The organism is Agromyces sp. Leaf222, from assembly GCF_001421565.1.
GTDB lineage: Bacteria > Actinomycetota > Actinomycetes > Actinomycetales > Microbacteriaceae > Agromyces.
Genome location: NZ_LMKQ01000001.1, coordinates 2,354,545 through 2,379,111, shown reverse-complemented (window position 1 = coordinate 2,379,111; position 24,567 = coordinate 2,354,545). Strand labels below are relative to the sequence as shown.

General features: G+C 67.7%; 24 protein-coding genes and 1 pseudogene. 19 read left to right on the top strand and 6 right to left on the bottom strand.

Annotation, left to right across the window (positions count from 1 at the left end; genetic code table 11):
* The first annotated feature begins 41 nt into the window (after positions 1–41).
* From ASE68_RS10560 to ASE68_RS10525, 9 genes and pseudogenes are all read left to right on the top strand, one after another.
* Positions 42–971, top strand: coding sequence for a carbohydrate ABC transporter permease (locus ASE68_RS10560; protein WP_055858142.1), 930 nt, complete (start codon positions 42–44; stop codon positions 969–971).
* Between the two features lie 56 nt (positions 972–1,027).
* Entirely contained in the window at positions 1,028–1,885 is an 858-nt protein-coding gene (locus ASE68_RS10555; RefSeq protein WP_082462356.1) for a carbohydrate ABC transporter permease, read from the top strand.
* A gap of 71 nt (positions 1,886–1,956) precedes the next feature.
* Positions 1,957–3,303 (top strand): sugar ABC transporter substrate-binding protein, encoded by a 1,347-nt coding sequence (locus tag ASE68_RS10550; protein ID WP_055858137.1) that lies wholly within the window; start codon positions 1,957–1,959, stop codon positions 3,301–3,303.
* 120 nt (positions 3,304–3,423) lie between these two features.
* A pseudogene (locus ASE68_RS20825) lies at positions 3,424–3,624 on the top strand (winged helix-turn-helix domain-containing protein); the annotation flags it as partial.
* Between the two features lie 51 nt (positions 3,625–3,675).
* On the top strand, positions 3,676–4,146 hold the full coding sequence (locus ASE68_RS10545; protein WP_235480900.1) for a FadR/GntR family transcriptional regulator: 471 nt from the start codon (positions 3,676–3,678) through the stop codon (positions 4,144–4,146).
* Positions 4,147–4,439: 293 nt separating this feature from the next.
* On the top strand, positions 4,440–5,615 hold the full coding sequence (locus ASE68_RS10540; RefSeq protein WP_055858132.1) for an alcohol dehydrogenase catalytic domain-containing protein: 1,176 nt from the start codon (positions 4,440–4,442) through the stop codon (positions 5,613–5,615).
* Positions 5,616–5,742: 127 nt separating this feature from the next.
* Entirely contained in the window at positions 5,743–6,648 is a 906-nt protein-coding gene (locus ASE68_RS10535) for an SDR family oxidoreductase (protein ID WP_055858130.1), read from the top strand.
* A gap of 235 nt (positions 6,649–6,883) precedes the next feature.
* Positions 6,884–7,156 (top strand): hypothetical protein, encoded by a 273-nt coding sequence (locus tag ASE68_RS10530; protein ID WP_055858126.1) that lies wholly within the window; start codon positions 6,884–6,886, stop codon positions 7,154–7,156.
* A 109-nt stretch (positions 7,157–7,265) separates the two neighbouring features.
* Complete coding sequence (locus ASE68_RS10525; protein WP_055858124.1) at positions 7,266–7,583, top strand: hypothetical protein; 318 nt, start codon at positions 7,266–7,268, stop codon at positions 7,581–7,583.
* Between the two features lie 10 nt (positions 7,584–7,593).
* Here the strand turns inward: ASE68_RS10525 and ASE68_RS10520 are convergent, their stop codons facing one another.
* Positions 7,594–7,917, bottom strand: a complete 324-nt coding sequence (locus ASE68_RS10520; RefSeq protein ID WP_055858122.1) for a hypothetical protein — start codon at positions 7,915–7,917, stop codon at positions 7,594–7,596.
* A 187-nt stretch (positions 7,918–8,104) separates the two neighbouring features.
* Here ASE68_RS10520 and ASE68_RS10515 point away from each other — a divergent pair, with 187 nt between their 5' ends.
* Positions 8,105–8,836: an EAL domain-containing protein gene (locus ASE68_RS10515; RefSeq protein WP_162238266.1), complete on the top strand. Its 732-nt coding sequence runs from the start codon at positions 8,105–8,107 to the stop codon at positions 8,834–8,836.
* 69 nt (positions 8,837–8,905) lie between these two features.
* On the opposite strand, the gene ASE68_RS10510 is transcribed toward ASE68_RS10515, so the two are convergent.
* Positions 8,906–9,172 (bottom strand): hypothetical protein, encoded by a 267-nt coding sequence (locus tag ASE68_RS10510; RefSeq protein ID WP_055858116.1) that lies wholly within the window; start codon positions 9,170–9,172, stop codon positions 8,906–8,908.
* A gap of 41 nt (positions 9,173–9,213) precedes the next feature.
* On the opposite strand from ASE68_RS10510, the gene ASE68_RS10505 reads away from it, so the two are divergent.
* Positions 9,214–9,501 (top strand): hypothetical protein, encoded by a 288-nt coding sequence (locus ASE68_RS10505; RefSeq protein WP_055858113.1) that lies wholly within the window; start codon positions 9,214–9,216, stop codon positions 9,499–9,501.
* A 33-nt stretch (positions 9,502–9,534) separates the two neighbouring features.
* On the opposite strand, the gene ASE68_RS10500 is transcribed toward ASE68_RS10505, so the two are convergent.
* Positions 9,535–11,463, bottom strand: a complete 1,929-nt coding sequence (locus ASE68_RS10500) for a sensor domain-containing diguanylate cyclase (protein WP_235480823.1) — start codon at positions 11,461–11,463, stop codon at positions 9,535–9,537.
* Positions 11,464–11,671: 208 nt separating this feature from the next.
* Between ASE68_RS10500 and ASE68_RS10495 the strand changes: the two genes are divergently transcribed.
* Positions 11,672–12,001, top strand: a complete 330-nt coding sequence (locus ASE68_RS10495; RefSeq protein ID WP_055858110.1) for a hypothetical protein — start codon at positions 11,672–11,674, stop codon at positions 11,999–12,001.
* A 168-nt stretch (positions 12,002–12,169) separates the two neighbouring features.
* Here ASE68_RS10495 and ASE68_RS10490 read toward each other — a convergent pair whose 3' ends face one another.
* On the bottom strand, positions 12,170–13,048 hold the full coding sequence (locus ASE68_RS10490; protein WP_055858107.1) for a serine/threonine-protein kinase: 879 nt from the start codon (positions 13,046–13,048) through the stop codon (positions 12,170–12,172).
* Positions 13,049–13,148: 100 nt separating this feature from the next.
* Here ASE68_RS10490 and ASE68_RS10485 point away from each other — a divergent pair, with 100 nt between their 5' ends.
* On the top strand, positions 13,149–14,732 hold the full coding sequence (locus ASE68_RS10485) for a diguanylate cyclase domain-containing protein (RefSeq protein WP_082462167.1): 1,584 nt from the start codon (positions 13,149–13,151) through the stop codon (positions 14,730–14,732).
* 159 nt (positions 14,733–14,891) lie between these two features.
* On the opposite strand, the gene ASE68_RS10480 is transcribed toward ASE68_RS10485, so the two are convergent.
* Positions 14,892–15,368 (bottom strand): MarR family winged helix-turn-helix transcriptional regulator, encoded by a 477-nt coding sequence (locus ASE68_RS10480; RefSeq protein ID WP_055858102.1) that lies wholly within the window; start codon positions 15,366–15,368, stop codon positions 14,892–14,894.
* A 104-nt stretch (positions 15,369–15,472) separates the two neighbouring features.
* On the opposite strand from ASE68_RS10480, the gene ASE68_RS10475 reads away from it, so the two are divergent.
* Positions 15,473–16,744, top strand: a complete 1,272-nt coding sequence (locus tag ASE68_RS10475) for an amidohydrolase family protein (protein WP_055858099.1) — start codon at positions 15,473–15,475, stop codon at positions 16,742–16,744.
* Between the two features lie 222 nt (positions 16,745–16,966).
* Entirely contained in the window at positions 16,967–17,329 is a 363-nt protein-coding gene (locus ASE68_RS20545) for an amidohydrolase family protein (RefSeq protein WP_055858096.1), read from the top strand.
* Between the two features lie 150 nt (positions 17,330–17,479).
* Here ASE68_RS20545 and ASE68_RS10465 read toward each other — a convergent pair whose 3' ends face one another.
* Positions 17,480–18,163 (bottom strand): TetR/AcrR family transcriptional regulator, encoded by a 684-nt coding sequence (locus tag ASE68_RS10465; protein WP_157421605.1) that lies wholly within the window; start codon positions 18,161–18,163, stop codon positions 17,480–17,482.
* Positions 18,164–18,341: 178 nt separating this feature from the next.
* On the opposite strand from ASE68_RS10465, the gene ASE68_RS10460 reads away from it, so the two are divergent.
* From ASE68_RS10460 to ASE68_RS10445, 4 genes are all read left to right on the top strand, one after another.
* On the top strand, positions 18,342–19,673 hold the full coding sequence (locus ASE68_RS10460; RefSeq protein ID WP_055858093.1) for an MFS transporter: 1,332 nt from the start codon (positions 18,342–18,344) through the stop codon (positions 19,671–19,673).
* A gap of 54 nt (positions 19,674–19,727) precedes the next feature.
* On the top strand, positions 19,728–22,418 hold the full coding sequence (locus ASE68_RS10455; protein ID WP_055858090.1) for a family 78 glycoside hydrolase catalytic domain: 2,691 nt from the start codon (positions 19,728–19,730) through the stop codon (positions 22,416–22,418).
* 76 nt (positions 22,419–22,494) lie between these two features.
* The gene (locus ASE68_RS10450; protein ID WP_055858087.1) at positions 22,495–23,733 is read left to right on the top strand and encodes a glycoside hydrolase family 1 protein; all 1,239 of its coding nucleotides are present in this window, start codon (positions 22,495–22,497) and stop codon (positions 23,731–23,733) included.
* Entirely contained in the window at positions 23,730–24,563 is an 834-nt protein-coding gene (locus tag ASE68_RS10445) for an SDR family NAD(P)-dependent oxidoreductase (protein ID WP_055858085.1), read from the top strand. Before ASE68_RS10450 ends, ASE68_RS10445 begins: the two co-directional genes overlap by 4 nt.
* Positions 24,564–24,567: the final 4 nt, after the last annotated feature.

Sequence of the window (24,567 nt, the reverse complement as noted above, 5' to 3'; positions counted from 1 at the left end):
TCGAATCACGAAACGTCGTTTCTCGTCGACAGGAAAGCCCGATGACAGTGCTGTCTTCTCCGCCCGTGCGCGCGGACCGCCCGATGCTCAGAACGCGTCGCGACCGACCGAACTGGACCGGGTGGATCTTCGTCGGACCCTTCATGGCGGTGTTCCTGCTGGTCCTCGTGGCACCGGTGGTCTACTCGATCTACCTCAGCCTCTTCCGCGAGCAGCTCATCGGCGGCAACAGCTTCGTCGGGCTCGCCAACTATGCGCAGGCGCTCGGCGATCCGAAGTTCTGGGAGTCCTTCTCCCGGGTCCTGGTGTTCCTGCTCGTCCAAGTGCCGATCATGCTGGTGATCGCGCTCGTGTCCGCTCTCGCGATCGACAGCGGCCGCCTGCGCTTCTCGGCGTTCTTCCGCATCTCGATCTTCCTGCCCTACGCCGTTCCCGCCGTCGTGGCGACCCTGATGTGGGGCTTCATCTTCGGCACCCGGTTCGGGCTCATCGGCAACATCAACGATGCCTTCGGCCTGGACATCCCCGCCCCGTTGTCCGGAAGCTGGATCCTCGCCGCGATCGGCAACATCGTGACGTGGGAGTTCATCGGCTACAACATGCTCATCTTCTACGCCGCGCTTCGGGTCATTCCGACCGATCTGTACGAGGCCGCATCCCTCGACGGGGCGGGCCAGTACCGGATCGTGTGGAACATCAAGATCCCGGCCATCCGCGGCGCGATTGTGATCGCCGCGATCTTCTCCGTCATCGGAAGCTTCCAGCTCTTCAACGAACCGAACATCCTGAAATCGCTCGCACCCAACGCGATCAGCACCTACTTCACGCCGAACATGTACGCCTACAACCTCTCCTTCGCCGGCCAGCAGTTCAACTACTCGGCCGCGATCGCCATCATCATGGGGCTCATCACCATGCTCATCGCCTATGTCGTCCAGCTCTCCGGCTCGCAGAAGGACCAACTCCGATGACCGAGACGAAAGCCGTCGTCACTCCGCACATCCGTGGCCGCGTTCAGCTCGCTCGCATGCGTCCGGCATCGGCGCCACGCCGATCGATCCTCCTCACTGTGCTCATGGCCGTGCTCGCCATCTACGCCCTGCTCCCGCTGGTGTGGCTCTTCATCAACTCGACGAAGACCCAAGACGCGCTTCTGTCGAGCTTCGGGTTGTGGTTCTCAGGCGACTTCGCGCTGTGGGACAACATCGTCGACACCCTCACCTACGACGACGGCGCCTTCATCCGATGGTTCGGCAACACCGTGCTCTACGTCGTGCTCGGAGCCGGCGGGGCAACGCTGCTCGCGACCCTGGCCGGATACGGGCTCGCGAAGTTCGCGTTCCCGGGCCGTCGTGCCGTGTTCGCCGTCGTCCTCGGCGCCGTAGCCGTGCCGGGCACGGCGCTCGCCGTGCCCACCTTCCTGATGTTCAGCCAGCTCGGCCTGACCAACACCCCGTGGGCGATCATCATCCCGTCACTGATCAGCCCGTTCGGCCTCTACCTCGTCTGGGTCTACGCGATCGACGCCGTCCCGACCGAACTGCTCGAATCCGCGCGTATCGACGGGGCGGGCGAGATCCGCACCTTCTTCACGATCTCGGCGCGGCTCCTCGCCCCGGGCTTCGTGACGGTCCTGCTCTTCACGATCGTGGCCACCTGGAACAACTACTTCCTGCCGCTGATCATGCTGAGCGACTCCACGTGGTACCCGCTGACCGTTGGCCTGAACGCCTGGAACGCCCAGGCATCGACCGCTGGCGGCGAGGCCATCTTCAACCTGGTGATCACGGGCTCCCTGCTGACCATCGTCCCCATCATCGTCGCGTTCCTCTTCCTGCAGCGGTACTGGCAGTCGGGACTCGCGGCCGGAAGCGTCAAGCAGTGATGCGCACCATCCTGCAGACGACCCCGAGCACCCGTGCTCGATCCACACAACGCAGTGAAAGGAAAAGTTCCATGCACCGATTCCGCAGCACCAGTCGCTGGGCCGCCGCCGCCGTCGCGGTCGCCCTTGCAGGCACGCTCGCCGCCTGTTCCTCAGGCTCCACCGACGCAGCAGACGCCACCGGCGCCACGCAGGCCGAGATCGACGCCGCCCTCCAGAAGGAGTCGTCGATCACCTTCTGGACGTGGGCGCCCCAGGCCGAAGACATCGTCGACGCATTCGAGAAGAAGTACCCCAAGATCGACGTCAAGCTCGAGAACGTCGGCACCGGCAACGACCACTACACGAAGCTCCAGAACGCGATCAAGGCCGGCAGTGGCGCCCCCGATGTCGCGCAGATCGAGTACTACGCGTTCCCGCAGTTCGCGCTCTCCGGGTCGCTCGCGGACCTCACCGATTTCGGTGCCGCCGACCTGGCTGACCAGTACACGCCAGGCACTTGGGGGTCTGTGGCGATCAATGGAGGCATCTACGGCCTCCCTCAGGATTCCGGGCCCATGGCCATGTTCTATCGGCAAGACGTGTTCGACGATCTCGGCATCGATGTACCGACCACCTGGGATGAGTACCTCGACGCTGCCCGGAAGATCCACGCCGCCAACCCGGACCACTACATCGTCAACGACATCGGCGACCCCGGGTTCGCGCAAAGCATGATCTGGCAAGCCGGTGGGCAGCCCTATACGGTCGACGGCGAGAATGTCGGAATCGACTTCGCCGGCGACGAAGGCACCCAGAAGTGGACCTCGGTCTGGAACCAGATGATCGCCGAAGACCTCGTCGCGCCGGTCGCATCGTGGAGCGACGAATGGTTCAAGGGGCTCGGCGATGGCAGCATCGCAAGCCTCGTCACCGGTGCCTGGATGCCTGGAAACCTTGAGAATGGCGCGCCTGCCGGTGCTGGACAGTGGCGGGTCGCACCGGTACCCACGTACGACGGAACCGTTGCGAACTCGGAGAACGGTGGTGGCGGCGATGCCGTCATCGAGCAGAGCAAGAACAAGCTCGTCGCGTACGGGTTCCTCCAGTTCCTCAACGGACCCGAAGGCGCGGCGATCCACGCAGCCGGCGGCGGATTCCCCTCCACGGTCGCCGACCTGGAGTCGGATGAATTCCTCAACTACGAGAGCGACTACTTCGGCGGTCAGAAGATCAACGAAGTCCTCTCGCAGGCCTCCAAGGACGTGCTCCCGGGGTGGACCTACCTCCCGTTCCAGGCGTACTCGAACAGCATCTTCGGCGACACCGTCGGGCAGGTCTACGAGGACAAGGGCGACCTGAACGACGGCCTCGCCGCATGGCAGGACGCCGGACTTCAGTACGGTGAAGAGCAAGGCTTCACCATCACCGGGAAGTAGTCGATTCCACGGCGGGTGCGTCGCCCTCGGGCGGCGCACCCGCCGTCATCGCAGAAACCGAGTGCCGAGCACCCGTTCGGCCCGCAGAGTGACGATAATCATATTTATGCGAGGGAAGAGATGACCGGTTTCACCCACCGAGGGCTCCACGGGCAAGTGGTCAACGCGCTCGGCGCTCGCATCATGCGCGGAGAGCTGCAACCCGGACAGAGCCTCGACACCGACACGCTCATGTTCGAGTTCGATGTCAGCCGCACCGTCATCCGGGAGGCCCTGCGGGCGCTCACCGCGAAGGGGCTCGTCGACGCACGCCCGAAGCACGGCACGTTCGTCACGGAGCGCGAGCGTTGGCAACTCCTCGACGCCGACGTCATGAACTGGCGTTCCTCCGGCTCACCCGACGGCAGGCTCGTTCTGGAACTCGATCAGGTCCGCGTGATCATCGAACCCGCTGCCGCGGCCCTCGCCGCAACGATGCGAAACGACGAGCAGCTGGAAGAGATCTCGAAGGCGCTCGCGCAACTGGTGACGAGCCATCGTGCCGACAGCCGCATCGACCATGTCGATGCGGACGTGGCCTTCCATCTCGCCGTGCTCGCCGCGAGCGGGAACGAACTCCTCACGCATTTCGAGGTCGTGCTCGAGCCCGCCATCCGCGCTCGCCATGAACTCGCCCTCGAGCATCTCACCGGTCATGAATACCTCGATGCCCACCGTGGTGTCTACGAGGCGATCGCCGAGGGTTCAGCAGAATCCGCGAGAGCACAGATGACGGAACTCATGACGCGTTCCGCCCAGGACATCGAAGAGATTCTTCAAACCGGCTCCCACGCGACGACCTAGGTTCACAGGCGTCATGTCGCGGGTGCTGTTTCAGTCGCATCCGGATCACCGCCCTGTCGCGATGATGACGAACCTGTAGGCCAGACCGAGCACGAACGCCGCGGACCACATCGAGAAGATCACCCTCACGGCCTCGACGGTACTGCGAGAACGCCGCTTCGCCTGGATTCAAACGGCCCGTCGGCCCGTCGGCCCGTCGGTGCCGTCGACGAGCGAGCGGCAGGTGCTACCTCGTCCGGGTTCAGGATGTCCAGCCCCTTGAGTGCGATTCGAAGCTCGGCGAGGGTCGAGGCATGAGAGCACTCACGTGGCAGGGGACGGGCAAGGTCAGCGTCGAGACAGTACCGGATCCGGACATCGAGGATCCGACGGACGCGATCATCCGGGTGACCTCGACGGCGATCTGCGGGTCGGACCTGCACTTGTACAACGTGCTCGGGCCGTTCCTGTCGAAGGGGGACGTCCTCGGGCACGAACCGATGGGCGTCGTCGAGGAGGTGGGCTCCGGTGTCGCGAACCTCGCGGTCGGCGATCGCGTCGTCATCCCGTTCGTCATCGCCTGCGGCGAGTGCCACATGTGCCGGCGCGGCCTGACGACGCAGTGCGAGACGACGCAGAATCGGCGGACCGGAACAGGCGCCGACCTCTACGGGTACACCGAGCTGTACGGGTCCGTCCCGGGCGGGCAGGCCGAGTACCTCAGGGTGCGGCGGGCCGATGCGAACGCATACCTGGTCGGGCAGGAGCTTCCCGACGAGCGGTACCTGTTCCTCAGCGACATCCTGCCGACGGCATGGCAGGGGGTCCAGTACGCGAACGTGCCCGACGGAGGCACGCTCGCGGTGCTCGGGCTCGGGCCGGTCGGGCAGTTCGCCGCGCGCATCGGCCGTCACCTCGGCCACCGGGTGATCGCCGTCGACCCGGTGCCCGAACGGCGGGCGATGGCCGAACGGCACGGCATCGAGGCCTTCGATCTCGGCGACGACCTGCTCGACCGGCTCCGCGACGAGACCGAGGGGCGGGGACCCGCCAGCGTGGTCGATGCGGTCGGCATGGAGGCGCACGGCAACCCCGGCGTCGAGTTCGTGCAGAAGGCGGTCGGCATCCTTCCGGATGCCGCGGCGAAGCCGCTGATGCAGAAGGCCGGCGTCGATCGGCTCGCTGCGCTTCATCTCGCCCTCGATCTCGTGCAGCGTGGCGGGACCGTGTCGCTCAGCGGGGTCTACGCCGGCGCCGCGGACCCGATGCCACTCATCTCGATGTTCGACAAGCAGATCGCCCTGCGCATGGGGCAGTGCAACGTGCACCACTGGCGGGACGAGCTGCTACCGCTCGTCGAGGACCCCGCGGATCCGCTCGGCGTCGAGGACCTGGTGACGCATCGCGTTCCGCTCGATCGGGCGCCGGAGATGTACGAGACGTTCATGAAGAAGGAGGACGGATGCATCAAGGTCGTCCTCGAACCGTGATCGCCGTGCTGCCGTGCTCGCCGCGCTCTCGGAGGACTGCGCCGGTGCTGCACCTGTCCGGGTAGCGATGACGCGGACTGGGCGCAAGGCCCTGCCGCGATTCCATCGCCGAACGTAGGTTCACGGTATGAGCGAGCCCACGCGAGACCAGTACACCTTCACCGACCCGTCGAAGCTCTACGCCGACTCCGACCCGAAGCGCCAGCACCAGCCGGAGCCCGGCCTCGAGGCGAAACTCGACCCCAAGCCCGATCTGGGCGAGGAGACGTACCGCGGCACCGGCCGCCTGCAGGGTCGCAAGGCGCTCGTGACCGGGGCGGACTCCGGCATCGGCGCCGCCACCGTGATCGCCTTCGCACGTGAGGGCGCCGACGTGGTGATGGCCTACCTGCCGGAGGAGGAGTCCGACGCGCAGCGCATCGCCTCGATCGCCCAGGATGCCGGTGTGCAGGTGTTCACGATCCCGGGCGACCTGCGCGAGGCCGAGTACTGCCGCGACCTCGTCGCCCGCGCGGCGGAGTCGCTCGGCGGGCTCGACCTCGTCGTGAACAACGGCGGTAAGCAGGTCTACGTCGAGGAGATCACCGAGCTCGACGACGAGCAGTTCGACGACACGTTCAAGACCAACGTGTACGCCATGTTCTGGATCACGAAGGCCGCGGTGCCCCACCTCCGGCCGGGATCGACGATCATCAACACGACATCCATCCAGGCCTACGAGCCGTCGCCGATCCTCGTGGACTACGCGTCGACGAAGGCGACCATCAACGCGTTCACGAAGGCGATCGCCCAGCAGCTCGCGCCGAAGGGCATCCGCGTGAACGCGGTGGCGCCAGGACCGGTCTGGACCGTGCTGCAGGTGACCGACGGCCAGCCGCCCGAGAAGCTCGACGAGTTCGGCGAAGACACGCCGCTCGGGCGGATGGGCCAGCCTGCGGAACTCGCTCCGGCGTTCGTGTTCCTCGCCTCGGCGGAATCGAGCTACGTCATCGGAGAGACGCTCGGGGTAACGGGTGGCAAGGTCACGCCCTGACATTCGCCCGCCGGCGAGGTCGATCATCATGCGGGGGCCCCGGACGCGAGAGACCATTTCCGCTGCACGTCAATCCCCTCCCGCCTCGCGTTTCATCGATTTACCGTCGTGACACCGGGTTCCTGGCCGAGCCCGGTGCGAGCAAGGAGCACGCCATGACCCGTTCAGACCCTCGGAGCCCTTCGACCCCTCCGAGACCCTCGACCGCGCACGTCCCGCATCGGGCGGTGCGCCCATGAGCACGATCGCCAACGTCGCGTCGCACGGCGACAGACCGCGGCGGCGACACGGACTTCCCCCGATCGGGCTCTGGTGGCCGAGACTGGAACACCCCGTGAAGTGGGAGCTGCTGGAGAATCCTGACGCACCGTTGCGCCCGGCCGTCGTGCGGCGGATCTTCGACCTCTGCGACCTCGAGGACCGGCCACTTCCGCCTGGCGTCGTGCGTCTCGATGTCGACGAGCGTGCCTTCATCGCAGGCTGGGCCCACTCGCTTTCGTGGGACTGAACCGGCGCCCGTTCCGCCGGAGTATTCCAATCAGGCGGACCGAGACGACGGGTCGAGCCGATTCCGGGCGGGCGCAGGAAATGCCCGTCCTGGGTGGCATGCTGGTGCAGTGGGCAAACTGACGTATCGATTCATCCGGACCGTTGAGATCGAGGATCGGCCGCTCGCGCATCTTCGGAGTGTGATTCACGCCAAGCTCCGCCGTGGCGAGTCATTTGCCTTCTCATGGGAGGTTTCGGTCGATCAGGGCAGCGGCAGGAACTCGATCTGGCTCGGGCCGGACATCCCGGTCGTTTTCGAGTTCTTCGACGGCCGCGAGATCCCGCTCAACCCGTTGTGGCTCCGCGAGCTGGCCCGTACGGCGAACTCCCCGACGGGCCTCGTCCTCGTGCCCGAGCCTGAAACTGCGCCGACGCGGGAACGGTAACAGGCTCTGGTCAGGCTCCGGGCTCGAGCCCGGGTTCCGGCGGTTCCGGAACGATGGTCAGACCGTTCGCCGAGTTCGCCGAACGGTTCATCGCCTGCACCCATGCCGCGTTCAGGCGCGGTGCGCGCCCGCCGAAGTACTCGAACGCGACCGGGATCGCCGGGGACAGCCACACCGAGGTTCGACCGAACCCGCTGGAAGTCGCCGACTCCGTCCACGTGAATGCGAACGGTTCGCCTCGGCGAAGCTTCGCCCAGATCGCCGCCTGCAGGTGGGCGAGCACACGATCGTCGAACGAGACGACCAGCTTGGAATCGTAGGTGAGGGTTCCCATTCCGAGAAGATTATCGGTTCGGACCTTCCACTCTCGCACCCCGGCTGCGGATGTGTGCCGGTGAGCGCGAACCTTACACCCCGTCTGCTGAGAACAGGTTGGCCTTGCAAGTGAAGCCAGATCTGGGGATTCTGTGTGGGTGGAAGATCGCGCATCGAGCACTGCACCCGAGAACTCGGCCGATGAGTTGCAGCGCGCCGTGCGGCAAGGTGAGCTCGTCCCCTATTTCCAGGCCGAGTACGACCTCGCGTCCGGCCGACCGGTCGTGTTCGAGGCGCTTTCCCGGTGGCTGCATCCCGAACGCGGTCTGGTGATGCCCGACCGGTTCATCGCGATCGCTGAACGCACCGGACTGATCGGCGATCTCGGGCGAACCATATTGGTACAGGCCGGCCGACGCGTCGCTGACTGGCACCGCCGAGGCCGACGGATCGGTCTCGCCGTGAACGTGTCCCCTTCACAGCTGCGCCCGGAGTTCGCCTCGACCATGGTGAAGTTCGTCCGCGCACTCGACCTTCCCGAATGGACCGTGACCGCCGAGATCACGGAGACCCCGGCACTCAGCGAGACCTGCGAAGAGGTCGAGACCATGCAGGCACTCATCGCCGGCGGTATCGGCGTCTCCGTCGATGACTTCGGGTCGGGCTTCACCTCACTCGAAGCGCTCGAGCGCATGCCATTCACCGAGGTGAAGATCGACCGTTCGCTCATGCGCAGGCCGGACCCAGAGGCCGACGTGTTGGCCCTCGCAGCGGTTGCGGTGGCTCGGCGACGGGAGGCCGTGGTCGTCGCCGAGGGAATCGAGACCGCGCAAGATGTCGACCGAGCGAAGGCATGGGGATGCGACCGCGGACAGGGGTTCTTCTTCTCGCCGGCGGTGCCTGCCGATGAGGTCGAACGGTTGCTCGCGGCGGTCTAGCCGACCAGCGTCAGCCTCGCGGCTCGGTGGCGGTCTTGCCGTTCGGCAGAGGTGATCTCGTCTCGGTCGTCAGAGAACGATCTCGTCGCCCGAATCTCCGCTGGCCCGATTGTCGTCACGCTCGGACAGGTCGCCTCCGACGTCGATCTGAGACCAGGTCACGGGCATTCCAGGGGAGAAGAGGATGTCGATGCCGGGGCCTCCCCGCAGCGGGGGGATATTGACGTACCCGCCCCCGGCTCGGATCGCCTCGAGGACCTGCTGCTTCAGCTCGGTCACGGGATCGGGCAGGAAGTAGTCGCGGCCATCAACGGTCAGTCGGTGCACAAGAGTCACCGGCTCAGGCTACCCCCACATTCCCCGTAAGATCGGAACCGATGGGATACCTCCACTACGGCTCACCGCCGGCCTCCTTCGCGATCCCCGATCGCACGCTCGCGCACCTCGAGTTCGTCGTGCTCGCCAAGCTCCGCCGCAAAGAGGCGTTCGCCCTGTCCATCGACGGTGACGACGAAGGTCGCCAGCAGGTGTGGATCAACCCTTCGTCCATCCTTCGATTCGAGTTCGACGGCGCCCCGGGCGAAATCAACCGCGTCTGGCTCGAGGAACTGATCGACTCCGCGAACGGCGCCGCGGGAATGCGAATCACGCCCGAGCCGAGGTAATCGCCGCGGCCCGCACGGGCGGCTTGCGGCTCCTCAGCGTGAGATCCGGTTGCGGCCGGCGTGCTTCGCCCGGTACATCGCCGCATCCGCCGCCTCGAGGAGTCCGGCCCGCGGCGAACCGGGATCGGCGACCACCACCCCGCATGAAGCGGTGATCGAGATCCACCCGCGGTTCGTCGAGATCGGCCGGGCGATGGACTGCACGAGGCGTTCGGCGATCGCCTCGACATCCGCGCCGACGACGCCGTCGAGGAGCACCACGAACTCGTCGCCTCCGAGTCGTACAACGTCATCCTGCTCCCGCGAGGACTCGACGAGACGTCTCGCGACTTCGAGGATCACCGCGTCGCCGGCATCGTGTCCGTGCGTGTCGTTCACGTTCTTGAAGCCATCGAGGTCCACGAACAGCATCGCTTTGCCGCCCTCGCCGACCGGACCGCGTGTCGCGAGACGCTCGACGAGGTATCGACGGTTGTGCAGGCCCGTCAGGGCGTCGCGCATTGCGAGTTCCGCCAACTTCGCCTCGGCACGTCGCTGGAGGGCGATCTCGAGCTCGTGTGCGAGTTCCACCGTTTCCTCGATCACCGTTCCCCAGGGCTCGCTACGATCACGCACCGTTCGCTTCCATGAGGCGAACGAGGTGCGGGGGGAAAGACCATCCGGTCGATTCACGCCACGCGGGTCGCCGAGCCACGAGATCTCATGCGCGACCTCGCCACGGAAGAACACGAGGGCGTCGCCCGTGTCGGCAAGCGGCACGACGAGGAGACCGGCGACGCCGGGGAGCAGATCGGCGAGGTCGGGCCGATCGGCGCGGAGGCACTCGGAGGCGAATGGAGCGAGACCCACGCGATCGAGCACTCGCAGGATCGCCGCGAGCGGCGGAACCTCACCCGCCATCCGCGCAGTGCCGCCGATCCGGACCATCACGCCGCCGGCGGGGACGAGATCGAGCACGGTGGCTGCGCCTCCGAGCAAGGCTGCGTGGATATCGTCCGAGGCGTAGAGCGGTGCCAGCAGCTCGGCCCGTCGGGCACGCACGTCGACCAGGTGCTGGAGTCGGCGGATCTCGCGCATCGAGGTGAGCTGCAAGGCGACCTGCCCGGCCAACACCTCGAGGGCACGACGCAGCAACACCGGTAGGCGCCGCTCACGGCGATCCGCACACGTGATCATGCCGGTGAGTCGCCCGTCCTCGACGATCGAGAGCGAGAAGGTGGACGCCTGCCCCATATTGCGCATGTACTGCAGGTGATATGGCGAGACGCTCCGCAGTTCGGCATCGGACAGGTCGAGCGTGCGCGGGTCGTCGGCGAGCGAGACGAGCGGGATGCCCGGGGCCTCGGTGCTCGCAATGGTGCGGCCGATCTTCGAGATGTACAGCGCGCGCGCCTGAACCGGGATGTCAGAGGCCGGGAAGTGGAGTCCGAGATACGGCTCCAGGTCCGCCGCTCGTTCATCGGCGACGACCTCGCCGTGCCCGTCGTCGTGGAAGTGGTAGATCATGACCCGATCGAACCCGGTGATCTCGCGGATGTCGGCTGCGACCGTCTCACGCAACTCGGACTCCGACGTCGAGCGTGAGGCTCGCATGATCGCGCCCACGACGGCGGTGCGGGCGTACTCGCCGACATCCGGCAGCGGCTCGATCTCGACGATGGTCAACCCATCGGCGCGATGCACGATCGCATCCGAGGCCACACCTTCCCACGTGATCCTGACGGGGTCGACCGCGCGGCCGGTCCGCACGGCGAACTCCAGTTCCTGGTTGCCGATGTCACCCACGCCATGCCCCAACCAACCGCTCGCGTTCGCGCTCGCGACCGCGATGACTCCGGAGAGATCCAGGCCGAGGAGCGTGCCATGAGCCTGGATCGAGCCGGGGGTTCGGATGGGCTCCTTCGCGCACTCGGCGAGCCTGCGGAGTTCGTCAGGGTCCAGGGCGAGTTCGGCCGGGTCCACGATCGCTCCGTCCGCCGGACGGGTCGGGTCGACCGGCGACAAAAGCGTACTCCACGCCCGCCGACGACCATTCGGGATCCCGAGCCGTACGCCTCGCGATGACCACCGCGCGGCCCCCGCCTCGTCCGGCCTTTGCACGCGCGATGGCCGGTTGTCAAGGGCCGGTGCCCGCTCCCAGCGTTGCCCGATCATTGCTTCGGAGGTCGAAATGCTGACGAACGAACGAACGCTGGTCTGGGAGCCCCTCGCCCGAGGATCCTGGCGGCTCTGCGACCCCCGCTACGCCGAAGGCGATGCCGAGCGGCTCGTCGCATACGTCGAACGCGGCGCCGGCGGAGGGTTCGAAGCGGTGTGGATCGGCCGGCGTGCTGCGCCATCGTGGCACGTCACCAGAGCCGCAGTCCTGCTCGAGGCCCGCCGACTCTCGCGCGCCGACGCCCACGCCCTCCGCAAGAGCGACATCCGCCGCGACGACTTCCACAGGTCGGAGGCATTGCAGGACCGGCATCGTGTGCTGGCAACGACTTCGCTGAGCTGACAAGGGGCAGACGATCGGCGATCCCGGGGGGACCGACACGAACGGCCCGGAACCTCGTCATGGTTCCGGGCCGTTCGTGTGCCGTCGGATTTCTCCCTGTCCTCCGGATGACGTCGTTTGGTGCGTCGGAGACCGGTTCGCTGGCGGATCATCACGCTGAGTGAACGCTCAGGGGCGCGACCGCGGGCGGAGGTCCCGTAGGGCCAGCCGGATCTCCGCGCCAAGGTCCGCGGCGGACGGACGAAGGTCCGGCTCGGCTGCCGTCATCCGCTGCAGCAGGGACCGCCAGGGCTCGGGGACGAGCTCAGGCGGGATGTCGGGCGGCCCAGCAAGGCGCGCCATCGCCGAGGGGATGGACGCGCCTGGGAATGCCCGCGTGCGAGTGAAGCACTCGAGCAGCACCAGGCCGAGCGAGTAGATGTCGGACGCCGTTGTCAGCGGATGGTTGCGTACCTGCTCGGGGCTCAGGTACGGGGCGGTTCCGGTGACGACCTCGGACTGGAAGCCGGCGTCGGCCACCTCGACGGCGATTCCGAAGTCCGTGAGCATCGCGCGCTCGCGCGAATGCTGCGTTCCATAGTTCACGATCATGATGTTGGAGGGCGTGATGTCACGATGGATGATGTTCTGGGCATGCACGTACTCGAGGGCCTCGGCCACCTCGTAACCGATCTCTCCGATCTCGCGCACGGAGAGGGGCCGCTCCGCCACGCGGTCACGCACGGTGGTTCCCTGGACGAGCTGCATCACGAGGAACGGCCGCGGGTCTTCGGGGGTGGACGTGTCGACGCCGGCATCGACGATCGAGACGACCCCGTGATGGCTGAGGGCGGCCAGCATGCGGAGTTCGGCTCGATACATTTCGACATGCAACTCGTTGCCGCCGCTGAACACCTTGATGGCGACGTCGCGGCCGAGGTACTCGTCGCGACCACGGAACACGAAGGCCGCGCCGCCCCGCCCGATGCGGGCCAGCGGGCGGTAGCGGTCGAGCAGAAGCGGGGCGGAAGGCGCAGAGTCGGGCGCGCTCGAATCTGCCGGTTCCATGCCCTCCACACTATGTCGACCGGCGGCGGCGTGAAGGCGGTGTACACGAGCGGGAATCACCCCTATCATCGCGACGTTCCCAGAGTCGCGATGGATATGTGTGATCGCTGCTCGCGGCCGCACGGACTCGATGCGTGGGCCGGCTCTCGCCCGTGTTGACACGCGCGCGCGGCGCAGAGATTATTCCTTCATGCATCCCTCCACGGCGCCGGAAGACGGCCTTCGCGCGCTTCCACTGCTCCCCGCGTGCGGGCTGATCACCGTTGATCATTCTGGCTCCATCGTGAAGGTCAACACGGCGATCCTCGAATGGACTGGGAGCGAATCCGTCGAACTCGTCGGGCGCCCGCTCGAGAGCTTCCTGACCTTGCGGATGCCGCTCGCAAGCACTGACGGGCACAGACCGACCGACGCCACCCTGCACGGCACGTCGGGCATCGTCCGACCCGTCGTCGTCGGCGCCATCGATGACCTCGTGGCCGACGTCGGCATGCAGATCGCGGTGTACGACGTCTCGGAACGGACCGCCTTCTCGCTCGGCTTCCAGGGCGCCGAAGCCAAGACCGAGCGAGCACGTCGGCGTCTGCAGATCCTCCTGAACTCGGCTGTGGGGTTCGGCGCGGTGCGAGCGGAACCCGAGGCCGCGGAACTGCTCGTCGACGTCGCACAGCGCGCGTTCGCGGCCTCGTTCGTGAGCGTGCACCTCCGCGAGCCCGACGGGGTCGTGCAGGTCGCCGGCGTGAATCCACTGACCCCGCATTGGCCGCGAGACTTCGTGCCTGCCGGTGGGTTCACGCTGGCGAGCGGTCAGGTGATCGTGGTGCGCTCTCCCGAGGACGCCGACCGGCACGCCCCGGGAGCTGGAATGAGTGCGGCCTACCGCGCCGCCGGAATCGAGGCGGCCATCGCTTCGCCGATCCGTTCCAAGGGCGAATCGATCGGGTCGATGGTCTGCTACTTCGACCACCCGCGGGAGTTCGACGAAGAAGCGGTGCCATTGGCCGAAGCTCTGTCGAACCAGGCCGCCCAGGCGATCGCCCGCGTACGCCTCGAGGAATCACTGCGACGCGCCGCCATGCACGACGAAGTCACCGGCCTGCCCTCCCGGCGACTCTTCGAGGAGGATGTCACGCAGACCCTGCTCTCGGACTGCCCGGTGGTCGCGGTGATCTTCGCCGATCTCGACGGGTTCAAAGCAGTGAACGACCTGCTCGGACATCCCGCCGGCGACGACCTGCTCAGGGAGGTTGGCAGCAGGTTGCGTGGGGTGATTCGCGAGCGCGACATCCTCGGGCGCTTCGGCGGCGATGAGTTCATCATCGTCGCCGCGGTCGATCACCCGGGCGACGCCGAGGCCCTCGCCGAGCGCGTCCGTGCTTCCATCGCCGAACGCTACGAAGGGCTTCCGCCCGAGCTCGCGATCACGGCGAGCATCGGGGTCGTCACGGTCGAGTACCCGGAGAGCCCGGTCATCATCGACCACCTCATCCGAGCGGCCGACCACGCGATGTACGACGCGAAGCTCTCCGGCGGCGACCGAGTCGCGCTCGCAGAGCTCCGACCACGCGAAGGTTCGTCTCTGCCTGAGCCCCTTGAACCACAGGCGGGGGATCGAGTTCTCGGGCTCCAAGAGCGGACAACCCTTGCCGCGCGAACCACATCGCGCCTACCGCAAGCCCGATGATCATCCGCCGGCGCAGGTCAGGGGGTTGCCGCCGGCGCGATCACCGTTGACGGCAGCTGGGCGCGCGGGGCAGCGTGGGTTGGCAGTGTACGCGTGGTCAGTCTGACGGGGATGATGCGTCCCTCGAGCCGCTCGTCGAATGCCCAGCTGGGTGGTCTCCTACTCGGACGAAGCGGAGCTCGCGGAGGCGACGTACTTGTGCAGCAGCCGGGCGAACTGGAGCCTCTCGCCGTCATCCCAGTCCCTCGTGATGTATTCGAAGGCTCGGCGTTGCTGTCGTCGAGACGTCGCGAGCACCTCTTCCCCTGGTGAGGTCAGCCGCAATGTGATGCTGCGCCCGTCGCTCTGCGAGGCCACGCGTTCGAGGAGTCCGTCGCTGACGCAGGATGCCGCGAGGCGACTGACCGCGGTTCGTTCCATGCCCAGTGCGGCTGCCACGGCGTTGACGCTCAGCAGGCCGTCGGATTCCTCCACGATGGCCAGGAGCAGATCGCGGCGCACGTCGGTTCGCGCCACCGGCACGTCGATGGGCACGCTGCTGGTGCGTCGTCGCAGCCGTGAGAAGGCCGTTCCGATGGTCTCGAGCAGTTCGTCGTCACCGGGGGAGGGTCGGGCGGCATCGTCGCGACTGGTCATCACTTCTCCTCAATTTGCGTGCAAAACGCACATATGTGCTAGTTTACACGTAAACGGATGGTCGCCACTCCGGCGGCCGTCGATCCTGCAGGAATGGAACTCGTATGCGTACTGCAATTGTGGCCGGTCGGGTCTTCGACGGCACCACGGACCTGGGCCGCAAGACGGTCGTGATCGCCGATGGGCTCATCGAGTCCATCGGAGATGCCACGCCCACTGATGCCGAGGTCGTCCTTGCACCGGGCGCCACGCTTCTCCCGGGCCTCATCGACTCGCATGTGCACACCGACACCGCCGGCCTTCGCCTGGCGCTGCAGTTCGGTGTCACGACGGAGCTCGAGATGCAGGGAGCGAACACCGCCCGCGACCGCACCCACATCACCGAGGATGACAGCCTGGCCGATGTGCGTTCGGCCGGGTTCGGCCTCACGCCTCCCGGCGGACATCCGGAAGAGTTGTTCCCCAAGGACTTCAACCCGCAGGGTGGTGCAGGCCGGGGCGGCCCCGGTGGTGGCCCCGGCGGCGCCGGCCGCCCGCCCCGTCCCGAGCGCGTCGATCCGATCGTGCGTGCCAAGGTCACGACTCCGGAGGAGGCGGTGGATGTCGTCGGCCAGCTCGCTCGGGCCGGATCCGACTACATCAAGTTCATGGTCGATGACGGCAGCGTCGAGGGTCACCCCGGCCTGCCCATGCTCGATCAGGCGACGCTGAACGCCGGAGTCGCGGAGGCCCACCGCCTGGGGCTGCTCACGGTGGCGCACGCACTCACCATCGACGCCACGCAGATGAGCATCGACGCCGGCATCGATGGTCTGGCGCACCTGTTCATGGACCGGCCGCACACGTCGCAGATCATCGATGCCATCGCCTCGTCCGGCGCGTTCGTCGTCGCCTGCGTCGTGCTCGACGCCTCGATGATGGGCATCACCGGCTCGGCGCTCGCCGACGACCCCAGGGTCGCCGGCAAGCTCTCCACGGAGTGGGACGAGACGCTGCGCAGCAGCTTCAACCACTACCCGCAGGGTCGACTCGAGGATGTTCTCGCCACAGTTCGCGCCCTCGATGCCGCCGGGGTCGACCTCCTCATCGGCACGGACGTCTCCCAGCCGCTGCCTTTCCTCGGCGGTCTCGCCCACGGCGCGAGCGTGCACCAGGAGCTGCAGTACTTCGTCGATGCGGGCCTTTCGCCCGTCACGGCGCTCACCGCGGCGACAGCGGTTGCGGCTCGCCGTTTCGGTCTCACCGATCGAGGCACGATCGCGGTGGGGCAGCGGGCCGACCTTCTCCTCGTCGACGGCGATCCGACCACGACGATCAGCGACTCGCTGAACATCCGCGACGTCTGGCGCCGCGGCATCCGTCAGCCCTCAGCCTGAGACGGCGTGACCGATGACCGCTCCACGCCGCATCGACGTTCATGCCCATTTCCCGGTCGACCTGCACGCGACACCGGGCAGGAGCGGACCGCCGTGGTCGGCATGGGACACGGCATCGGCCGTTCAGCTCCTCGACCGCCTGCAGATCATGCGGCAGTACCGCTCGCTTCCGGTCCTGCCGCGTGATCAGGCGGGTGCTGGTTCCGCGCTCGCATTCGCGCGGTGCCGCTCACGCTCGGTCGTCCGCCCTTCCTGGTGGAGTTTCCCGTCGACACCTTCCGGTCGCTCGTCGACGCCGTCTACGCGGGAGTCCTCGATCGGCATCCGGACCTGAAGATCATCGCGGCCCACTGCGGCGGCGCCCTGCCGGCGCTGGCCTGGCGCGTGAGCAGCCTCGCGCTCGTCAACGCACTCGAAGGAGCTCGATGCCGTATTTCACCACTTCTGATGGTCGAGCACGGCACCCTCGAGGTCTACCCGGGAGCCCCGCACGGCATCTACGGCGACGACCAAGCGGCGCTTGACCAGGACATCCTCGACTTCATCAATCACTTGAGTCGCGTATCACGTGGTCATCTCCCGTGAATCCCTGCCGATCAGGAATCATGCCGGTCTCAGTTCGGCGTGCGGGTGGCGTTCACGTATCCACCGTTTCGAGAGGTGGGCTGCCTGCGCAGCTTTCGCCGGGCCGGGCGGAAATCCGGTGCAGCCGAGCAATCTGCAGCGTACGCGTGGTCAGTCCGACGGTGACGATGCGTCGAGGGTGCCGCGCCGATCCTCGTCGGTCGTGATGAGGCGCATGAACGTCTCGAGCAAAGGGAGGGTCTCGCGCGACGGGTCGAAGAGGGCCTGGATGCGAAGTCCATCCATCATCGCCATGAGCATGGTGACCTTGTCGTCTGCGGTGAGCTCTTCACTGTCGTGTGCGGTGGTGAGTTGACCGCTCGAGAAGTGCACGCGCATGCGCTCGCGTCGCGCGATGAAGAAGTCGTGCGCAGGGTGCTCGGGGTTCGTCGCGGCGACCGTGATCGCAAGCCAGTTGCGCTGGCGTTCGGGATGGGAGAACTCGTCGGCGAGCACGCTCGAGAGCACGCGCTCGGCCGAGACCTTCGACTGCATGATGCGGCGCGCCATCTCCTCGTCGTCGTCGTCGCGCTGCGCGAGGGCGGCGAGGAGGAGGTCGTCCTTGCTGGCGAAGTGCCGGAGGAGCGCGGCATGCGTCAAGTTGGCCCTGGCGGCGATGTCGCGGAGGGACGCGCGCTCGTACCCGTGCTCGGCGAAGCTCGCGAGCGCGGCGCGGACGATCTCGGCGCGGCGTGCCGGCGTGCTCGCGTACGGTCCGCGGGGGCCCCGGGGCGCGGGGGTCCGCGCCGCGGCATCCGGCGCCACCGCGATGACCGAGGGGTTCGTACCGTGCATGTCTTCTCCCTGTCGGCCCATTCATGGAGTCTGGCAGACCAGCATCCGAAGCCGACTTGCCAATCGTAACCGCTGTGGTTACTCTTGGCCACAACGTAACCAATCTGGTTACTTTTGAGGAATCCCTCAGCACGGCCCGCGTACGATCGCGTGGTCGGCTTCACCGATGAAGGAGTCAATGGTGACGAAGAACGAGCCGGGCGCGGAGCACGCCGCCGGCCTCGCCGTGTCCGACGCGAATGTCGCGCCGGTGGTCGACAGCGCTGTGGTCGAGCCGCAGCAGCCGATGAGCAAGGGCTACATCGTCTGGCTCATGCTCGCCAGCTTCGGCGCGTCGATGGCGATGATGGTCCCGCTCTCGTACGGCATCGCGGTGCGGATCACCGAGCTCGCGCCGGGCCACGAAGAGTTCCTGGGATTCATCACGGGCATCGCACAGGCCGTCTACCTCGTCATCAGCCCGCTCGTCGGCATCTGGAGCGACCGCACGCGCTCGCGGTTCGGCCGCCGGAGCCCGTTCATCTACCTCGGCACTGCGATCGGCCTCGCGGGACTCGTCGTCATCGGCCTTGCGCCGAGCCTGCTGATCGTCGGTGCCGGTTGGGTGCTCGGCATGGTCGGCTGGTCGATCGCCGGTGCGGCCCTGCAGACGATCCAGGCCGACAAGCTGCCCGAGTCGCAACGCGGCAAGGTGTCGGCCCTCACCGGCCTCATGACGCAGATCGCACCGGTGCTCGGCATCGGCGTCGCCTACGCGGTGTCGTCGAACACGTTCCTGGTCTTCGTCGTGCCGGGCGCGATCGGCGCCGTGCTGCTCGCGCTCTTCCCGCTCATCAAGCCCGAGGGCAGCTCGAAGGACCTCGCTCCGTCGACACAGGTCACGGTCAGGTCCGTCGTCTCGAGCTACGGCTTCAACATCCGCAAGTACCCCGACTTCGCGTGGAACTGGCTCGGTCGTTTCGTCTTCTTCATCGGCCTGTACTTCAACACGACCTTCGGCACGTTCTTCTACGCTCAGCGCCTCGACATGCCCGTGCGCGAGGTCGCCGGCGTGGTCGCCACGGTGGGCATGATCGGCGTGCTCGCAGCCGCCGTCGGTGCGATCGCGGGCGGATTCCTCTCCGACAAGCTCCAGCGTCGTCGCCTGTTCGTCATGATCGCCGCCGTGCTGTTCGTCGTCGGTGCGGTCGTCGAAGCCACCGCGTGGTCGCTTCCGCAGATCGTCGCCGGCGCCGTGCTCATGCAGCTCACGATCGCCGTGTTCGCGACCGTCGACCAGGCGATCGTCTACGCGATCATCCCCGAGCGCGACCAGGCGGGTCGATACATGGCGGTCATCCAGTTCGCCCAGAAGATCCCGAGCGCGGTCGCGCCACTGCTGGCCGGTCTCGTGATCATGCTCGGCGCGACCGGCGGTGAGAAGAACTACACCCTGCTGTACCTGCTCGGTGCCGGGTTCGCCTTCTTCGGCGGCCTCATCATCCTGCTCAAGGTCAAGTCGATCCGCTGACCCGGGCGCTCGCCCGCACCGATCTCCCAGCAGCAGCGAAGGAAGCGATCCATCATGCTCACCGCACCCTCCGAACTGGCCGTCGACGCAGGCGGCGACGGCTTCACCGTCACCGGCGCCGCACCGCGGCTCTCGTGGAAGGACCCCATCGACCGCGGCATCCGTACCGCGTACGTGGTCGAAGCCGTGATCGACGATGCTGAGCCGCTCGTCGCCGAGGTGACCGGCCGTCGTCTGGTCGCCTGGCCGTTCCAGTCCCTCCGAAGCGGTCAGCGGGTGCGGTGGCGCGTTCGCGTCGCGTCCGAGGGAGCGACGGATGCCGCGTGGTCCGCGTTCGCGGTGTTCGAGGCGGGTCTCCTCGACGAAGACTGGACCGCGCAGTGGATCTCGCCGGTCGAGGCGCCCGTCGGCTCCGACGACGACCCTGGATACGGGCGGCGCGCGGCCCACATGCTCGCGGGCGGCTTCACGGTCGCCGGCGCGGTCGTGACCGCACGGCTCTACTCGACCGCGCTCGGGCTCTACACGGCAACCGTGAACGGCGAGCGCGTCGGCACGGTCGAGCTCGCGCCGGGTTCCACGTCGTACGACCGCACGCTCTATGCGCAGGCCGCCGACGTCACGGCCCTCGTCCGCGACGGTGTCAACGTGATCGAGCTCGAGCTCTCCGACGGCTGGTTCCGCGGTCAGGTCGGCGCGTTCCGGCTCCCCGCGGGATGGGGCACGACGCTGGGTGCCCGCATCGAACTGCACCTCGAGTTCGCCGACGGTACCCGGCGGGTCGTGGTCAGCGACGAGACGTGGACGAGCCGCCGCTCGGCGGTCACGCGCGCCGACCTCATGGACGGGCAGACCCTCGACCGCTCGGCGCCGCGCGCGGCCGCGGCATCCGTCCTCGTCGATGTCGTCGACGCACCGTCGATCGACTGGTCGCCCGCGCCACCGGTCCGCGTCGTCGAGACGCTCACGCCGGTCGAGCTCCGCCGCCTCGCCGACGGCGCGTGGCTCGCCGACTTCGGGCAGAACGCGTCCGGGTGGATCCGACTCACGGATCTCGGCGCGCCCGGCACCCGCACGGTGCTCGAGTACGGCGAGGCGCTCGGCCGCGACGGCGATCTCGACACATCGCACCTCGACTCCGAGCGGCCCGAGGGGCGCATGGCGTTCGTGCAGCGCGACGAGGTCGTCGCGGGGGAGCAGGGGGGCCTCTTCGAGCCCCGCCACACCGTGCACGGCTTCCGGTACGCGCGGATCACGAGGTCCGACGGCGGCACGCTCGCGCCGGCATCCCTCGAGATGCGCATCGTGCAGACCGACCTCCGCCGTACCGGCGCGTTCGCGTGCAGCGACGAAGACCTGAACCGCCTGCACGAGATCGCCGACTGGAGCTTCCGCGGCAACGCGGTCGATGTGCCCACCGACTGCCCGACGCGTGAGCGGCTCGCTTGGACCGGCGACTACCAGGTCTTCGCGCCGATGGCGACGCGCCTCTACGACGTGCACGGCTTCAGCCGCAAGTGGCTGCGGTCGGTGCGTGACGACCAGCTCGACGACGGTCGCATCGCGAACTTCTCGCCCGACGGCCGGCGGATCAAGCACCACCTCGACGACCAGTTCGCCATGATGACCGGTTCGTCGGGCTGGGGCGACGCGATCGTCGCCGTGCCGTGGGAGCTCTACCAGGCGTACGGCGACGAACAGGTGCTCGCCGAGAACGTCGGCGCGATGGTGCGCTGGGTCGACTGGGCGCTCGAGCAGGCGCGCACGACCAGGCACTTCGCCCGCGTGCAGGCCTCCGCCGAGCCCCAGCCGTTCGAGCAGTACCTCTGGGACGGCACGTTCCACTGGGGCGAATGGACCGAACCGCGGGAGCGCGATGCCGATGGACATCGCATCGACCCGATCAAGCACGATCCGATGGCCTGGTTCATGGCGGACAAGGGCGAGGTCGGCACCGCCTACCTGTACCGATCCAACGCGACGCTCGCCCGCATCGCGGGCATTCTGGGTCGCGTCGACGATGCCGCCCGCTACGCGGCGAGCGCCGAGCGCATCGCCGACGCCTGGCGGCAGGCGTACCTCCGTCCCGACGGCACGACCACGACCGACACCCAGGCCGCCTATGTGCGCGCTCTGGCGTTCGGCCTCGTGCCCGAGGAGCTGCGTGAGGCCGCGGCCGATCGGCTCGTCGCGCTGATCCGGGCGGCGGGCACGCACCTCGGCACCGGCTTCCTGGCGACCGGCGACCTGCTCCCGGTGCTCGCAGCCCACGGGCGGGCGGATGTCGCGTACGAGCTCCTGCAGCAGCGCAGCGCGCCGTCGTGGCGGTACATGCTCGACCGCGGCGCGACCACGGTCTGGGAGGACTGGGAGGGCATCGACGAGCACGGCGACGCCCACGAGTCCCTGAACCACTACAGCAAGGGCGCCGCGATGCGGTTCCTGCACACCCACACCCTCGGGCTCCGGCAGGACGCCGACTCGATCGGCTGGGAGCAGGTCGTCATCGAGCCCGTTCCGGGCGGCGGACTCACGTGGGCACGTGGTTCGCACGACGGACCGCAGGGCACGATCACGGTCGAGTGGCGGATCGAGGGCGAGCGGATGTCGCTGACCGCCGAGATCCCGTCGGGCACGAGCGCCCGCGTGGTGATGCCCGACGGCACCGAGCACCGGATCCCAGCGGGCCGATTCACGACCTCGGCACCACTGCCCGCGTACGATGCCGCGCCCGCCACGGCGTGACCCCGTCGCCGCGGCATCGGCACGCGGCATCCAGAACCGAAATCACACCCGCTCAACGAACGAGAGGAACGAACCCATGACCACCTTCCCCGATGGATTCCTGTGGGGTGCCGCAACTGCGGGCCACCAGATCGAGGGCAACAACGTGAACAGCGACTGGTGGGCGCGCGAGCAGATGATGCCCGGCATGGAGCTCTCGGGCGATGCCGTCGACGGCTACCACCGCTACGCCGAGGACATCCGCCTGCTGGCTGAAGCCGGGCTGACGTCGTACCGGTTCAGTCTCGAGTGGTCTCGCATCGAGCCGGTGCGCGGGCACTTCTCGAAGGCCGAGCTCGCGCACTACCGGCGCGTGATCGACTGCTGCCTCGAGCATGGCGTGACCCCGGTCGTGACGCTGCAGCACTTCACCACGCCGCAGTGGTTCGCCGCGCTCGGCGGCTGGGACGGCCCCGAAGCGCAGGAGCTGTTCTGCGCCTATGTCGAGCAGGCCTGCACGATCCTCGACGGCGTCGAGTGGGTCGCGACGATGAACGAGCCGAACATGCAGGCCGCGATCATGACCGCGATGCGCCACCTCGCGGCATCCGGCGGTGAGTGGACCAGCCCCACGGTCGAGGCCGATGGCGACGACGAGAAGAAGCAGACCCACAGCGAGTTCCTCACGTACGCCGATCCCGAGATCGGGCGCCTGTTCACCCGCATCCACCACGCGGCCCGCGAGATCGTACGCGAGCGCACCGGAGCGAAGGTCGGTTGGACGATCGCGGCCGGCGCGCTGACCGCGGCGCCCGGCGGCGAGGAGAAGCTCCTGCAGATCCGCTACGGCAAGGAGGATGTGTACTGGGAGGGAAGCCGTGGCGACGACTTCGTCGGCGTTCAGGCGTACTCGACCCAGCAGGTCGACGCGAACGGACTCGTGCCGCACCCGCCCGCACCCGACAACACGCTCGTCGGGACCGCGTTCCGGCCCGACTCGCTGGCGATGGCGGTGCGCCACGCCTGGGAGGTCAGCGAGCACACCCCGATCGTGATCACCGAGAACGGCATCGCGACCGCCGACGACACGCAGCGCATCCGCTACACCGACGAAGCCCTGCGGGGCCTCGCGGGCACCATCGCCGACGGCATCGACGTGCGTGGTTACCTGCACTGGTCGCTGCTCGACAACTTCGAGTGGGGCCACTGGGAGCCGACGTTCGGGCTCATCGCGGTCGACCGCGACACGTTCGTGCGCACCCCGAAGCCGAGCCTCGCCTGGCTCGGCGCGGTCGCCCAGCGCAACGCGCTCGAGTCGGCGGAGGTCGCAGCGTGAGCTTCCCGTTCGCAGACGTCTCGACTCGGTCGCTAACCGACCTGCTCTCGCTCGCCGGCCGCCGCGCCGTCGTCACCGGTGCCGCACAGGGGCTGGGCAAGGCCATCGCGGCGCGTCTGGCCGAAGCCGGTGCAGACCTCCTGCTGATCGACCTGAACGAGGACGCCGCGCGCGCCGCCGCAGCCGAGCTCGCCGACCGATACGGCGTTCGCGTCGCGAGCACGCGCGCCGACGTCACCGACGCGGCCTCGGTCGCGGCGGCCGCTGACCTCGCTGTCGCTGAACTCGGCGGCATCGACGTCTGGGTCAACAACGCCGGGATCTTCCCGAACGCACCCGTCACGATGATGCCCGACGAGATGTGGGACGCGACGTTCGCGGTCAACGCACGAGGCGTGTTCCTCGGTTCGCGTGAAGCCGCGCGTCGCATGTCGGCCGACGGATCCGGCGGCGTCATCGTCAACATCATCTCGACGGCCGGCGTGCAGGTGGCGTTCCCGGGCATGGCCGCCTACGTGGGATCCAAGCATGCGGCGCTCGGCATGACGAAGTCGCTCGCGGTCGACCTGGCACCCCTCGGCATCCGCGTGCTCGGCGTCGCACCGAGCTTCGTGCCGACCGAGGGCAACCTCGCAGCGGCGAAGGCCGGCGCCGAGGCGGCGGCCGCGGCCGGCATCGAGATGCCGCCGCTCGGCGTGATGAACACGAGCATGATCGGCCGCATGGGCACCCCCGACGACATCGCGCGCGTCGTGCTCTTCGCCGCGAGCGACCTCTCGATGATCATGACGGGCAGCACGCTCCTCGCCGACGCGGGCGAGACGGTCTGAGGAC

Excerpts from the sequence above, each read along its gene's own strand:
- ASE68_RS10490 (WP_055858107.1), bottom strand. The coding sequence starts at position 13,048 with ATGGAACCGGCAGATTCGAGCGCGCCCGACTCTGCGCCTTCCGCCCCG.
- ASE68_RS10465 (WP_157421605.1), bottom strand. The coding sequence starts at position 18,163 with ATGCACGGTACGAACCCCTCGGTCATCGCGGTGGCGCCGGATGCCGCG.
- ASE68_RS10530 (WP_055858126.1), top strand. The coding sequence starts at position 6,884 with ATGAGCACGATCGCCAACGTCGCGTCGCACGGCGACAGACCGCGGCGG.
- ASE68_RS10540 (WP_055858132.1), top strand. The coding sequence starts at position 4,440 with ATGAGAGCACTCACGTGGCAGGGGACGGGCAAGGTCAGCGTCGAGACA.
- ASE68_RS10505 (WP_055858113.1), top strand. The coding sequence starts at position 9,214 with ATGGGATACCTCCACTACGGCTCACCGCCGGCCTCCTTCGCGATCCCC.
- ASE68_RS10480 (WP_055858102.1), bottom strand. The coding sequence starts at position 15,368 with ATGACCAGTCGCGACGATGCCGCCCGACCCTCCCCCGGTGACGACGAA.
- ASE68_RS10545 (WP_235480900.1), top strand. The coding sequence starts at position 3,676 with ATGAACTGGCGTTCCTCCGGCTCACCCGACGGCAGGCTCGTTCTGGAA.
- ASE68_RS10550 (WP_055858137.1), top strand. The coding sequence starts at position 1,957 with ATGCACCGATTCCGCAGCACCAGTCGCTGGGCCGCCGCCGCCGTCGCG.
- ASE68_RS10495 (WP_055858110.1), top strand. The coding sequence starts at position 11,672 with ATGCTGACGAACGAACGAACGCTGGTCTGGGAGCCCCTCGCCCGAGGA.
- ASE68_RS10450 (WP_055858087.1), top strand. The coding sequence starts at position 22,495 with ATGACCACCTTCCCCGATGGATTCCTGTGGGGTGCCGCAACTGCGGGC.
- ASE68_RS10475 (WP_055858099.1), top strand. The coding sequence starts at position 15,473 with ATGCGTACTGCAATTGTGGCCGGTCGGGTCTTCGACGGCACCACGGAC.
- ASE68_RS10460 (WP_055858093.1), top strand. The coding sequence starts at position 18,342 with ATGGTGACGAAGAACGAGCCGGGCGCGGAGCACGCCGCCGGCCTCGCC.
- ASE68_RS10555 (WP_082462356.1), top strand. The coding sequence starts at position 1,028 with ATGCGTCCGGCATCGGCGCCACGCCGATCGATCCTCCTCACTGTGCTC.
- ASE68_RS10520 (WP_055858122.1), bottom strand. The coding sequence starts at position 7,917 with ATGGGAACCCTCACCTACGATTCCAAGCTGGTCGTCTCGTTCGACGAT.
- ASE68_RS10535 (WP_055858130.1), top strand. The coding sequence starts at position 5,743 with ATGAGCGAGCCCACGCGAGACCAGTACACCTTCACCGACCCGTCGAAG.
- ASE68_RS10455 (WP_055858090.1), top strand. The coding sequence starts at position 19,728 with ATGCTCACCGCACCCTCCGAACTGGCCGTCGACGCAGGCGGCGACGGC.
- ASE68_RS10560 (WP_055858142.1), top strand. The coding sequence starts at position 42 with ATGACAGTGCTGTCTTCTCCGCCCGTGCGCGCGGACCGCCCGATGCTC.